Consider the following 13,805-nt stretch of genomic DNA (forward strand, 5'->3'; position numbering starts at 1 on the left):
TGGACGGGTGTATGAAAAGCGTATTTTTGGCGTTTTTCAGGAAAACCGACCTAAAACCACAGCTGTACAACTCCTATGTTGCATCATATCCGCGGGAAATTAATTGAGGTAAAACCTACTGAGGCAATCATTGATTGTCAGGGGCTTGGCTACCAGGTGAACATATCTTTGCATACCTATTCAGCCATCGCTCACCAGAAGGAACTCATGCTTTTCTTACATCCTATTTATAAAGAAGATTCTCAAACTCTTTATGGATTTTCAAGCAAGCAGGAACGCGATGTTTTTGTGCATCTAATTTCTGTAAGTGGAGTAGGAGGGAATACAGCTCGTACCATCCTTAGCAGTTTAAGTCCAATAGAAGTTATTGCCGGTATAGGTAGAGAGGATGTAGCGCTCTTACAGTCTGTGAAAGGGATAGGAGCGAAAACCGCTCAGCGAGTAATTATCGACCTGAAAGATAAACTGGCACCTCTGGCCGATGAAGTAGAAGCCGTAGGAGCGAATCCAAGTATAAAAGCGGAGGCTATTGCTGCCCTGGAAGTGCTTGGATACCCTGCCCGCCAATCTGAACGTGTATTAAGTAAACTCTTGCAGGACCCTGCAATTTCGAGTATTGAAGAACTCATTAAAGCTGCCCTGAAAAAACTTTGAGTTTACCTAAAAAATATCTCAGTCTTTTGGGCCTTTCGGTCCTGTTTATCATCTATTCCTTCACCTACAGAAGGAATGTAGCCGCTGATATCCTTTATATAGAAAACGGTTGGGACGAAGAGTGGAATCGTCGCTTAGCTCTTGCCGATACCAATGATCCTGATAGTATATTACCTTATCCTTTTGGAGGGAACGAATCTGGAGGAGTTTACGGAAATCAGCCTGGTAACTTCAAAGAAGAAGTTGAATACGATAAGGAATCAGGGAACTACTTTGTATACCGTCGTTACGGTAGATTTAGTTCTGCTCCGCCTGTGGTAATGACCCCCAGCGAGTACCGGGCTTATGTGGCCAAACAGCAGGCCCAGGATTATTGGAACTCGCGCAGTAAAAGTCAGGAAGCCCAGGAGGCAGAAGGTCGTGACCCTGCTAGTTCTATTATTCCGCAGATTACGATCGACAACGAGAACTTTGCTCGAATTTTTGGTTCCAATACCATTGATATCCGCCCTCAAGGTTTTGCGGAACTCACCTTTGGTGGTCGCTTCCAAAAAATTGACAATCCTATTATTCCTGAACGAAATCGAAATGTATTTACCTTCAATTTCGATCAGCGCATTCAGATGAACGTAAATGGGAGCATCGGTGAAAAGCTAAAGCTGAACGTAAATTACGACACTGAAGCCACCTTTGCCTTCGAGAATCAGGTGAAAGTTGAATTCACGGGCTTGGAGGATGATATCATCAAGAAAATCGAATTAGGTAACGTTAACCTTCCTCTAAACTCTTCATTAATCACTGGGGCCCAAAGTTTATTCGGGGTTAAAGGTCAATTCCAGTTTGGTAAATTGATGTTAACCGGAGTATTCTCGGAGCAAAGAAGTCAAACTTCTTCCATCAATATTCAAGGCGGGGCAACTACTACCGAATTTGAAATTTGGGGCGATCAATACGAGGCCAACCGTCACTATTTCCTTGCGCATTATTTCCGGGATAACTACGAAAGTTTCCTGCAAAACTCTCCACTGATTACCTCTCCGGTTCAGATCACCAAAGTGGAAGTATGGGTTACCAATAACCGACAGAATACTCAGGATACGCGAAACATCGTGGCCATGCTCGATTTAGGTGAGCGTGAGTTTCGTGCTTATCGCGATCAAAGCAGACCAGGTCCGGTGATTTTCCCTGGTCAAAATGGGTCTCAGTTTCCCGATAACTTGAGCAACCGATTAGATCCTTCTACCTTAAGTCAGGACTATCCTGGAGTGCGAGACATTTCTCAGGTAAATGCCGCTTTAACCGGTGCAGGCTTTAATGAGGCCACCGAATTTGTGGAATTGGCCAATGCCCGCAAACTGAATCCCAACGAATTTTACTTCCATCCCCAATTGGGTTATATCACCTTAAACTCTGCTTTGAACCAAGATGAGGTATTGGCGGTAGCCTTCCAATATACCGCTGGCGGCAGAACTTATCAGGTGGGTGAATTTAGTACGGATGGGGTTACGCCACCTAATAACCTGGTGGTGAAAATGTTGAAGAGCTTTATCCTCGATGTAAGAGCTCCCAACTGGGACCTGATGATGAAAAACGTTTATTCATTAAGCGCATTTCAAGTAGGTTCTGAAGATTTCCGTTTGCAAGTATTGTATCAGAATGATGAAACCGGAACACCGGTGCCCTTTTTACCTGAAAGTAGCCTGCGTTCTGATCTGCTCTTAAGAGTAATGGAACTGGATCGCCTGAACCAGAATAATGATGACCAGGCGGATGGTTTCTTCGACTTTATTCCTAATGTGACCATCTATCCTCAGAATGGTAGAATCTTCTTCCCGGTATTGGAACCCTTCGGTTCGAACCTGGAAAGAAAACTGGCCAATGATGAGGAAAAGGATAAATACGTATTCCAGGAGCTCTACGACTCTACCCGTTTTGTGGCGCAGAATGAAACTCGCTTAAATAAGTATTTGATCCGAGGACAGTTCAAGTCTTCATCTAGCAGCGAAATTCAATTAAATGCCTTTAACATCCCTCCAGGATCCGTATCGGTAACCGCTGGAGGTACTCGATTGGTAGAAGGTCAGGATTACCGGGTTGACTACAACTTGGGCAGGGTAACCATTTTGAATGAAGGAATTCTGAATTCCGGGGTGCCCATCAAAGTGGACTTTGAGAATAATGCCCTCTTTAATTTTCAGACGAAAACCTTCATGGGCTTAAATGCCGAATATCGCTTTAATGAGAATTTCAATTTAGGGGGTACAGTTGTTCATTTGAATGAGCGACCCCTAACCCAAAAGGTGAATATTGGGGATGAGCCTATCTCAAATACCATTATTGGCTTAAATGGAAATTACTCCAAGGATGCGCCCTATCTAACCCGAATGGTAGACGCGATTCCCTTTATTGACACTAAAGAAAGTTCCAATTTATTGGTGAGTGCAGAGGTGGCGCAAATGATTCCAGGCAGTCCGCGCGGAATTAAAATTAACGGAGAGCAAACCACCTTCTTGGATGATTTCGAATCCAGTCAAACCACAATTGATATTCGTAATCCATCGGCTTGGAAATTGGCCTCTACCCCTGCCGGCCAGCCTGATGTTTTCCCCGAAGCTACTGTTAACAGCATTGCTTATGGTTTTAACCGAGCTCGCATAGCCTGGTATACCATCGACCCGCTTTTTCATAATGATGAGGCTCGTACTCCGGACAATATTCGAAACGATAAAGATCTTCAATCTACCAATGACGTGCGGGAAGTACTGGTAGATGAGGTATTCCCAAATTTGGAATTGGATAACAGCCAGCCCAGAAATATTGCCACTCTGGATTTAGCCTATTATCCTCGTGAGCGAGGACCCTATAATTACGATGTGGAGCCCACCGCTTATTCGGCCGGTTTAAATGCAGATGGAACTTTACGTGAGCCTGAAAGTCGTTGGGGTGGTATTATGCGCGATGTAAGCGTAACCAACTTCGAGGAGCAGAATATTGAGTTTATCCAATTCTGGATGATGAACCCCTTCGTGGGAGTAGATAATCCACCCACCGGGGGTGATTTGTACTTTAACCTGGGTAGTGTTTCAGAAGATATTTTACGAGATGGCGTTCAGGCCATTGAAAACAGTATTCCGGTAAATGGAGATTTGAGCAAGCTCGATTCTACCCGTTGGGGATATGCGACTAATGTTCGTCCTCCGGTAGTAGCCTTCGATGCAGATCCTACCGCTCGTGATATTCAGGATGTGGGTTATGACCTCCTAAATGACGAACAGGAAAGGGTATGGGCTAATGATACCGATTATGCCAACTATATACAGCGTGTAATCTCTGCTTTTGGGGATGCTTCTCCGGCATATGCCCGAGCGAATGCGGATCCTGCTTCCGATAACTTCCAATATTACCGTGGCTCAACTTTGGATGATGCGCAAGCCAATATCCTTGAGCGTTATAAGGCTTTCAACAACCCTGAAGGAAACTCGAATCCCACTCCAGTTGGCGGGGTATCGGCTTTTGCCACCAACTTGCCCGACATTGAAGATATTAACCGTGATCAAACTTTAAGTAAGGCCGAAACCTATTATCAGTATAAGGTAAGTATTCGACCTCGCGATTTGCGCGAAGTAGGGCAGAACTACATTACCGACATGGATACGGTGATGTCGCCTGAGCAGCCTAACGGTCAGCGCTACACCACCCATTGGATTCAATTTAAGATTCCTATTTACGATCCAGAAAAAACCGTTGGTCCGATTAATGACTTCCGCTCCATTCGTTTTATCCGGACCTTCATGAAGAACTTCGGTTCTGATGTGGTACTGCGTTTTGCACGAATGGAATTGGTTCGAGGAGAATGGAGACGTTATCAATTCGCCTTGGATGGTACTCGTGATCGCCTCACTAATGATGATCAGAACAACACTATTTTTGAGGTGAATGCCGTGAACATCGAACAAAACGGATCGCGTTTGCCGGTGCCTTATGTATTGCCTCCGGGAATCGATCGTCAGGTATTATTTGGAACTACCTCGGCCAACCAGCAAAACGAACAAGCTCTTTCCTTACGCATTGTAAATCTCGAAGACGGAGATGCCCGGGCGGTATTCCGGAATATTGATTTCGACATGCGTTTATACAAGCGTTTGAAACTCTTTACGCACGCGGAAGCGATTGGTAATGAAAATGCCTTGCGTGATGGCGACCTCCGAGTATTTATTCGTTTGGGTAGCGATTACGATCAGAACTATTACGAGTATGAAATCCCCATGACTGTTACACCTTGGGGAGTTAGCAATACTGATGTAAATCTGATTTGGCCTTCTGAAAACCAAATGGATTTTGCCTTACAGGTACTCAAGGAAGTGAAGCTGGAACGGAATCGGGCTTATCGCAATACCGGTGACCCCATTAATGAACCCTATTCAGTAGATCGGGCCGGAGGGCGAGTAACCGTAGTTGGAGCTCCTAACTTAGGGAATGTGCGTACCATTTTAATTGGAGTGCGAAATCCAAAACGCCGATTTGCATCAGATGTAAATGATTTAGGAATTCCACTGAGCGCGGAGGTATGGATCAACGAATTGCGATTAACCGACTTTGACCAAGATGGGGGCTGGGCTGCTAATGCTCGAGTGGCTGCAAAACTGGCCGACTTTGCCAATGTTTCCGTTACAGGTAGTACCAGTTCTATAGGTTGGGGATCACTCGATCAATCAGTAAGTGAGTTCCAACAGGAGCAGCGTTATTCCTACGATCTCCAAACCAATGTTGAGTTAGGTAAATTCTTCAATAAGGATTACGGTATCCGGATTCCCATGTTCTATGGTACCAGCGAAACCTGGATTAACCCACGCTTTAATCCTTTGGATCTGGATATTGAATTTGATGATGCTCTTAATAATATCGAAGATCCGCAAGATCAGGATTCCTTGCGTATGGCGACTCAAGATTATACGCGTCGTCGCTCCATAAACTTTACCAATGTTCGTAAGGAACTTAATCCCAATAAAGGGCAACGCAAGCCTCAGATCTACGACATTGAGAACTTCTCGGTGAGCTATTCCTTCTCTGAAGTCTTCCGACGTAATATCAATACGCGCTTTGATATTAATCGTCAGCATGCCGGTAATATTAATTATACTTACCGGGCCCGACCCAAGGCAGTAAAACCCTTCAATAAGGTAAGTTGGTTGCAGAGTGATTATTTGGCTTTAATCCGCGACTTTAATTTCTATCCATATCCTAAGAGCTTTACCGCGATTGCCAGCTTTGATCGAAACTATACCGCTATGCAAATGCGGAATACCGATGCGATCCTCAATGATATACCAGCAGAGTTAATCGGTGATATTGAGCCCACTTACAATAAGAACTTCAACCTGAATCGTCAGTATAACCTCTTATTCGATATTACGGAGTCTCTGCGTTTCGATTACAGTGCACGCGCTGGTTTCAGGATTGATGAGGTGAGGGGAGCCCCCAATTCGCCGGAAAACCGAGATACCATCATGCAGAATCTGCGTGATTTTGGACGCCCCTTAACCTATCACCAACAGGTAACTTTAAACTGGCAGGTTCCTATCAATAAATTACCATTGATGGACTTCGTTACCTTAACCGCTACTTATAATGGTGATTACGACTGGCAAGCTCCGTCTCTGGCTACTACCAGAGGTTCGGCACAATCTTCTGGCAATACACAGTTTAACCTGAACTTCGGGAATACCATTCAGAACAACCGTCAAATCCAGCTAAATAGCTCCTTAAACTTTAATGCCCTCTACAATAAGGTGCCTTATCTTAAAAAGGCCTTGGCTGGAGGAGCCGGTAATAATCGGAGTGAAAGACGTCGTCCGCGTGGCATACCCACTCCAGGTCAACGCAGCCAGCAAGAGGATAAAAAGAAAGGTGAGGATGAAGATGAGCCCACAGTATTTGATAAGATATTGATGGAGGGTGCCAAATTCCTGATGATGGTGAAATCGGGTTCGGTGAACTACAGTCAATCAAATGGTCAGGTGCTTCCGGGCTTTGCTTCCAGTCCAACGCTCTTAGGAATGTCTGAAGCGGGTGCCGCGCCAGGTTTCTGGTTTACGGTGGGTTCTCAAAAAGATATACGTTCTAAAGCGGCAGATAACGAATGGCTGGTGAAAAACCCCAATTTGAACAGCCAATATGCAAAGACAAGCAATCGCAATCTGAATATGCGTTTAACTGCTGAACCAATCAATTCACTTAGGATTGTGATAACGGCTCAGCAACAGGGAAGTAGTAACTTAAGTTCCTTCTTTAGGGCGGATAGCACATTCCATGATATTACCGGGGAGTTTGATGGCTATGCTTTTAAAAATCAGAATGAGTTCGAAACTCAAACTTTCTCCAGTTCCTGGTTTATGCTTAACACGGCCTTCGAACCATTGAGCGCACCGGAATACAATTCGGCTATCTATGATCAGTTCCGCGAGAATCGCTTGATTATATCTCAGCGTTTAGCTCGTCAATTAGAGGCAGCCGATACAATTCCTGGCTATTCTGCCGAATTGGTAGGTAATGCAGATTCTTCCAATTACGGATACCGTTATTACAGCGTTAGCTCTCAGGAGGTGTTAATCCCTGCCTTTATTGCGGCCTATTCGGGATTAGATGCGAAATCAGTGGAATTAGGCTTCCGCCGAAGTAGCCCCTTACCCAACTGGCAGATTACCTATGATGGTTTGAGTAAGATGAAGCTTTTCAAAAAGTACTTTGCCAGCTTTACCTTGAGTCATGCTTATCGCTCAACTTACACCGTTTCTTCAGTAACTACCAACTTGCTGCGTCAGAAGCAGCGTCAAGATTATCCAGATGAATTGCCCTTGGATATTAATGGAGACCTCTTACCTCAGAATCAGATCAATTCAGTAAGCTTAAGTGAGCAATTCGCCCCATTAATTGGAGTGAACACTAAGTTCAAGAACAATATGACGGTTAGGGTAGAGTATAAGAGCGATCGGACCATGATGCTGAGCCTTACCAATAATCAGATTACGGAGAATCGCGGTAGTGAATGGGTAATCGGTGCGGGCTACATTATTAAGGATGTAAAATTGAAATTCATTCGTATGGGTTCTCGTCGTACCAATCCGGTTTCGAACTTAGAGTTGAGAGCAGATGTAGGAATTCGGGATAATGTGATTTTAATTCGTCGGATTTTGGAGGATGTAGATCAGCCTACTTCAGGACAAAGAGTAACCACGGTTAAAGTATCGGCAGATTATCGCCTCAGTCAAAGGGTACAAACCAAAATCTTCTACGACCTTAATATGTCGCGATTTAAGACTTCTAATGCCTTCCCGCTTACTACGAATCAATTTGGAATTAGTGTAAGGTTGAATTTGGGTCAATAATCCCTAAAAAACTATTTAATTTGCCGCATCAAAAAAGCTGAGGCATGAATATTCCAAATGATTTGAAATATACCAAGGACCACGAATGGGTTCGTATCGATGGCGAAGTAGCTACCGTTGGTATTACAGATTTTGCTCAGGGAGAATTGGGCGATATCGTATTTGTAGAAGTTGAAACCGAAGGAGAAAGCCTGGATCGCGAAGAAACATTCGGATCTGTGGAAGCGGTAAAAACAGTATCTGATCTGTTTATGCCTGTGTCTGGAGAGGTGATTGAATTCAATGAAGAGATTGAAAGCAGTCCTGAACTGGTAAATGAAGATCCTTACGGCAAAGGCTGGATGATCAAAATTCAATTGAGCGATCCATCAGAAGTAGATGATTTGCTTGATGCTGATGCTTACGGCGAATTAGTGGGTTAATCCGTGCGGAAACCCAATAAGATAATATCCTATACCCCAGCATTGCTCTGGGGTTTTTTAATTTCCTACCTCACGCTGATTCCCGGTAAGGAAATACCTAGTGCATTGGCCAGTCTCAATGACAAGCTTTTGCATGCTTCCATCTTTTTTTTCACCGCCGCGCTAATAATCATGGCCATGACCCGTTATCAATTTAAGCGGAGTCTCAGCAAGCTACGATTAGCCGGCATCTGGATTGTTTGCGTTACCTATGGGGCGCTGATAGAGATTTTGCAAAATGACTTTGTTCCCGGTCGAACCGGAGACTGGATGGACTTTTGGGCCAACAGTTTCGGAGCCGGTATAGCGGTGTTGCTGTGGCTTTTGTTTCAAGGCCGCAGGGCCTGATCGATCTTCGGATCTAAAACAAAATCCTAAGCAAAACACTATGCACGACAAGAAAAACTGGAAGAAGAATCTCGAAAATTTCCGCACTATCTTTTTTATGGTGGGATTGGCTTTAAGCCTGATGGCGGCTACCGAAATTATCCAATGGACCACTGAGTACCAGGTACCCGAACCCAAGGAACCCATTGAGGAATCCACATTCGTGATTCCCAATTTACCGCCAATCACCATCCCGGAAAAACCCGAAATTCCTGAACCGAAGAAGGAGCCAGAACCCGAACCCATAAAATTGGACGCGAATAAGTTTAAAAAGGTGGATAATGACTTCAAAGAGCCTACTCGCCCCACTCTGAATTTGGGTGATTTAAATGATACTATTGAACCGGAATTTATGGGACCCCCTGATGTTCCTGAGCCTATTGAAGCCTATTTTGTGGAGAACATGGCCCGCCCAAAAGACTGTGAAGCCTTGCAAGGCAAGAAAGAGCAAATGGATTGCTTCAGTAATTTTGTGAAGTTCTACCTAGCAGATGAAGTGAATTTCCCTCGTTCCAATGCATTCTTTGCCACTACGGAAACCGTTTATATACAATTTGTGATTGATGAGTTTGGTATGGTGAAAGAAGTGGAAGCCATTCGGGGCGAAAACCCTGACTTTAGAGAAGAGGCGGTTCGAGCTATTTCCGAATTGCCTGAGTTGGTGCCAGCTAAGCAAATGGGACGTCCGGTTCCAGTTAAGGTGGTAGTTCCGGTTCGATTTCGTTTAGATTAATTGATCATTTATTAATTGTAGGCTGGCCTATATTTTCATTAACTTAGCGCACTGCTAATCCATCGTTTATGCAAGTGAAAAAAACTGAAAAAGCCGACTTAGAGAACTATCGCGGTCTCTTTGTGCAGTTCGGACTGGTATTGTCCCTGCTCTTGTGCATTGTTCTTATTGAGTGGAAGACTTATGACACATCGGTAGCTGACTTAGGTGAGTTAGATGTAGAAATTGATGATGAGATTATTCCCATCACCAACCGTGAAGTAGCCCCACCACCCCCACCACCCCCACCCCCACCAGAGGTGATCGAAGTTGTGGAAGATGATGTGGAACTCGAAGAAGAGTTAGAAATTCAGACTACTGAAACCGATATGATGGAAGAGGTTGAGGTGATTGAATTCGAAGAAGAAGAATCAGACGAGATCTTAAATTTTGCCGTAGTAGAGTCGGTGCCTATCTATCCCGGATGTGAGGATGCCAAGGATAACGCAGAGCGTAAAACCTGCTTCCAGCAAAATGTGATGCAATTTGTGCTTCGCGAATTTGAATTTCCGGAAATGGCCCGTCAAATGGGTATTGGTGGTCGTATCTATGTAGACTTTGTAATTGAGAAAGACGGAAGTATTTCCAATGTACAAGTAGTGCGTGGAGTGGATAAATTGCTAGATGATGAAGCAGTACGGGTAGTGAAGAAATTACCTAAGCTTACTCCCGCCAAACAACGTGGAAAACCCGTTCGTATGAACTTTACTTTGCCAATTAACGCAAAGCTTCAATAAGGAATACTTTGTAACTTTATAGCCGTCTCGGAGCAGTCTGAGGCGGCTTTTTTTTTACTTCTCAAACAAAATCAAAATGGACCGTATCGAAACCAAAGTTTTAGCCTTTGATGCAGTATTAGCTGCTATCGAAGCTGGAAAAGAAATATTGGATGTTTACGAGAATACCTTCGAGGTAGAATATAAAGACGATAAATCTCCGCTTACCATTGCTGATAAGAAGTCCCATCAGCGCATTATGCAAATGCTAAAGGAAACCGGTATTCCGGTACTTAGTGAAGAAGGACGAGAATTATCCTTCGCCGAGCGTAAAGATTGGCAAGTATTATGGGTGGTAGACCCCTTAGATGGTACCAAAGAGTTCATCAAGCAGAATGGAGAGTTTACCGTAAATATTGCCTTGGTGGAAAAAGGAGTGCCTATTATGGGCGTAATCTACGTTCCGGTAGATGAGACCTTATACTTTGGTGGAGCCGAATTAGGCGCCTGGCGTGTGGATCAAGCAGCTCATGTTAAGGATACTGATAATATCGAGGATTGGATGGCGAAAGGGGTGAAGCTACCGGAGTCTCAAGACCGTCCTTATACGATGGTGGGTAGTCGTTCGCATATGAGCGATGAAACAGCAGCCTTCTTTGATGAAGTGCGCAAAGAGCATCCGGACTCCGAAGTGATTAGCCGAGGCAGTAGTCTTAAGATTTGTATGGTAGCTGAGGGTTCCGCGGATGTATATCCACGTTTTGCACCTACTATGGAATGGGATACCGCAGCCGGTCATGCTCTAGCTAAAGGAGCCGGATTTGAAATTTACCAAGCCAAGAATGATAGTGAGCCACTGCAGTATAACAAGGAGGATTTATTGAACCCTTGGTTTATTGTGAAAAAGCCTGATTAGATAGAATCATTCTATTTTGCCGGGCTGGGCAATCCGCTGTATTTTTGCGGCCCAAGAAAGGCCATTGAACAGCACTACCGAAATCAAAGTCCAGGAGATCAATTTTAGCCAAAAAGCGCAAGCGGTTATGGAATTAACCAAGGCGCGCCTTAACCTCAGTGTCGTTTATTCGGCGCTGGCAGGCTATTTTTTGGGTGCCGATCAAATCGGTTTTTGGCCCATTATGGCCTTAGCCCTGGGAGGTTATTTGGTGGTGGGAGCTGCCAATGGATTCAATCAGGTTATTGAGCGCGATCGCGATGCATTGATGGATCGTACTAAGAATCGCCCACTGCCCTCGGGTCGTTTAAAGGTTTCAGAAGCCATGATTTCTTCTTCTATCATGGCAGTTGTAGGGCTTTTTCTACTTTATACCATCAACCCGCTTACCGTAGGGTTTGGAGCCTTTGCCCTTTTTGTTTACGTGTTGATCTACACTCCACTGAAGGCCCGTGGGCCCATTGCCGTATTTGTAGGGGCTTTTCCAGGGGCCATTCCCGCCTTATTAGGATGGGTGGCTGCTACCAATGATTTTGATATCGAGCCCGGAACCTTATTCGCCATTCAGTTTTTGTGGCAGTTCTCGCATTTCTGGGCTATTGCCTGGATTGCCGATGATGATTATAAAAAGGCCAATTATGTGCTTTTGCCTTCCGGTAATCGCGATACCAAGAGTGCCTTACAGATTGTACTCTATACCTTCTTTATTATTCCGGTGAGCCTACTGCCTGCCTTTGGCTTGAGTGGGGGCTTAACCTTGTCTGTGGTGGGAGTGATCATCACCGCCCTACTGGGATTGTTCTTTATGTATTTTGCATTGAAGCTTTATCGTGAAAGGTCTATACCCGCCGCGCGCAAGCTTATGTTCTACAGTATTGTTTATCTGCCCTTGTTGCAGCTCTTATTGGTGATTGATAAATTTATTTAGAGATGGGGAAATTGACGGCAGCCGATAAACGCAAAGTTCAAAAACCACTACTGTGGATTGGACTGGCTAGCATTGTCATGACATTCGCGGGTTTAACCTCCGGATATGTGGTAAGTCGATCGGCCCTGCTTGCAGATAATCGCTGGTTGATATTTGGTCTACCTCCGCAGTTCCTTTATGCAACGATTATCATTTTAGTTAGCAGTCTTACTATGATTCTCGCCAAGATGGCCTTGAAAAAGGGGCAAATTTCGATGGCCGGGAATTTAGTTTTGGTGAGCCTCTTTTTGGGTGTCGCCTTTTTTGTGATCCAAATTTATGGTGCGCAGGATATGATCGATCGGGGCTTTAATGCCGTGGGCGTAAATACCGCAGTAAGTTGGGTTTACGTAATTGCTGGCTTGCACTGGCTGCACCTCTTTTCGGGTTTAATTGTATTGCTGTACACTTGGTACCGCACCGCTATAAAAAAAGTTCATACGGCCACCGACCATCAAGGCTTTAGTGTAAGTGCTATTTATTGGCATTTCCTCGACGGTCTCTGGCTTTATTTGTACCTCTTTTTATTATTTATTCGCTAAACTTGCAAAAATTTTAATGCATGGCTAACGGAGCTGCTTTAGAACAGAACACAACCGCTATTTGGGGCGGTGGACGCCAACCATTTGGCGTTAGCTACGGCAAAATGATGATGTGGTTCTTCCTATTATCAGATGCCCTCACCTTCTCAGGTTTCTTGACCGCGATGGGCTTGTACCGCTTTAAGTACGAGACTACCTGGCCAGTTGCCGAAAATGTTTTCACCCACTTCCCATTACTACATGGTGAGCATCCATTGCTCTTTGTGGCTCTGATGACCTTTATTCTGATTTTAAGTTCCGTAACCATGGTATTGGCCGTAAATGCCGGTCATAAAATGAACACTAAAGCCGTAGTGCTTTGGTTAGGTTTAACCATTGTAGGTGGTTTTACCTTCTTAGGTTCTCAGGCATGGGAGTGGTATCACTTCATCAATGGCGATAAAGGAGCGGTAATGTTGGAAGACAGAACCGTAATGTATGTAACTCCAATCGATGGAAACGGCGAGATCATCAGTATCTACGAATTGATCACCGGTCAAGAGAAACCTCATGGAGATCATACAGAGTTCAAAACTGCCGATATGATTGCAGCTTTTGGAATCAATTCTAATATGACCTTAAGAATGCCAGGTAAAGGCACCGAAGAAGGTGCGATTACCTTAAGTCGCGAAGAAGCAATGGCCGCCATGAAAGGAGCTCGCGTATTGCAGGGAGCCGGAATGAAAGCCAATGAGTATGGAAATACCCTATTCGCTAACTTCTTCTTCTTTGTAACTGGATTCCACGGAACTCACGTATTTTCAGGAGTGGTGCTTAATATTATCATCTTCATCAATGTGTTGATGGGTACTTACGAGCGCCGCGGACATTACGAAATGGTGGAGAAAGTAGGATTGTACTGGCACTTTGTAGACTTAGTGTGGGTATTTGTATTTACCTTCTTCTATTTGGTTTAATAATATTTAG

Annotated in this window: 10 protein-coding genes; all 10 read left to right on the forward strand. The window is 44.4% G+C overall.

Annotation, left to right across the window (positions count from 1 at the left end; all coding sequences use genetic code 11):
- Positions 1-75 precede the first annotated feature (75 nt).
- Positions 76-654, forward strand: coding sequence for a Holliday junction branch migration protein RuvA (gene ruvA / locus H4K34_RS10765; RefSeq protein WP_210757428.1), 579 nt, complete (start codon positions 76-78; stop codon positions 652-654).
- Positions 651-8,039: a T9SS outer membrane translocon Sov/SprA gene (gene sov, locus H4K34_RS10770; RefSeq protein ID WP_210757429.1), complete on the forward strand. Its 7,389-nt coding sequence runs from the start codon at positions 651-653 to the stop codon at positions 8,037-8,039. Before ruvA ends, sov begins: the two co-directional genes overlap by 4 nt.
- 44 nt (positions 8,040-8,083) lie before the next feature.
- Positions 8,084-8,461 (forward strand): glycine cleavage system protein GcvH, encoded by a 378-nt coding sequence (gcvH, locus tag H4K34_RS10775; protein ID WP_210757430.1) that lies wholly within the window; start codon positions 8,084-8,086, stop codon positions 8,459-8,461.
- 3 nt (positions 8,462-8,464) lie between these two features.
- The gene (locus H4K34_RS10780) at positions 8,465-8,848 is read left to right on the forward strand and encodes a VanZ family protein (protein ID WP_210757431.1); all 384 of its coding nucleotides are present in this window, start codon (positions 8,465-8,467) and stop codon (positions 8,846-8,848) included.
- Positions 8,849-8,888: 40 nt separating this feature from the next.
- Complete coding sequence (locus H4K34_RS10785; protein ID WP_210757432.1) at positions 8,889-9,620, forward strand: energy transducer TonB; 732 nt, start codon at positions 8,889-8,891, stop codon at positions 9,618-9,620.
- A gap of 68 nt (positions 9,621-9,688) precedes the next feature.
- The gene (locus H4K34_RS10790; protein WP_210757433.1) at positions 9,689-10,396 is read left to right on the forward strand and encodes an energy transducer TonB; all 708 of its coding nucleotides are present in this window, start codon (positions 9,689-9,691) and stop codon (positions 10,394-10,396) included.
- 76 nt (positions 10,397-10,472) lie between these two features.
- Positions 10,473-11,291: a 3'(2'),5'-bisphosphate nucleotidase CysQ gene (gene cysQ / locus H4K34_RS10795; protein ID WP_210757434.1), complete on the forward strand. Its 819-nt coding sequence runs from the start codon at positions 10,473-10,475 to the stop codon at positions 11,289-11,291.
- Positions 11,292-11,355: 64 nt separating this feature from the next.
- Positions 11,356-12,258, forward strand: a complete 903-nt coding sequence (cyoE, locus tag H4K34_RS10800; RefSeq protein ID WP_322107628.1) for a heme o synthase — start codon at positions 11,356-11,358, stop codon at positions 12,256-12,258.
- 2 nt (positions 12,259-12,260) lie between these two features.
- Positions 12,261-12,839, forward strand: coding sequence for a cytochrome c oxidase subunit 3 (locus H4K34_RS10805; protein ID WP_210757435.1), 579 nt, complete (start codon positions 12,261-12,263; stop codon positions 12,837-12,839).
- Positions 12,840-12,859: 20 nt separating this feature from the next.
- Positions 12,860-13,795 (forward strand): cytochrome c oxidase subunit 3, encoded by a 936-nt coding sequence (locus tag H4K34_RS10810; RefSeq protein ID WP_210757436.1) that lies wholly within the window; start codon positions 12,860-12,862, stop codon positions 13,793-13,795.
- Positions 13,796-13,805: the final 10 nt, after the last annotated feature.

It is taken from the genome of Croceimicrobium hydrocarbonivorans (assembly GCF_014524565.1).
Lineage (GTDB): Bacteria > Bacteroidota > Bacteroidia > Flavobacteriales > Schleiferiaceae > Croceimicrobium > Croceimicrobium hydrocarbonivorans.

Excerpts from the sequence above, each read along its gene's own strand:
- cysQ (WP_210757434.1), top strand. The coding sequence starts at position 10,473 with ATGGACCGTATCGAAACCAAAGTTTTAGCCTTTGATGCAGTATTAGCT.
- H4K34_RS10805 (WP_210757435.1), top strand. The coding sequence starts at position 12,261 with ATGGGGAAATTGACGGCAGCCGATAAACGCAAAGTTCAAAAACCACTA.
- H4K34_RS10790 (WP_210757433.1), top strand. The coding sequence starts at position 9,689 with ATGCAAGTGAAAAAAACTGAAAAAGCCGACTTAGAGAACTATCGCGGT.
- H4K34_RS10810 (WP_210757436.1), top strand. The coding sequence starts at position 12,860 with ATGGCTAACGGAGCTGCTTTAGAACAGAACACAACCGCTATTTGGGGC.
- ruvA (WP_210757428.1), top strand. The coding sequence starts at position 76 with ATGTTGCATCATATCCGCGGGAAATTAATTGAGGTAAAACCTACTGAG.
- H4K34_RS10785 (WP_210757432.1), top strand. The coding sequence starts at position 8,889 with ATGCACGACAAGAAAAACTGGAAGAAGAATCTCGAAAATTTCCGCACT.
- gcvH (WP_210757430.1), top strand. The coding sequence starts at position 8,084 with ATGAATATTCCAAATGATTTGAAATATACCAAGGACCACGAATGGGTT.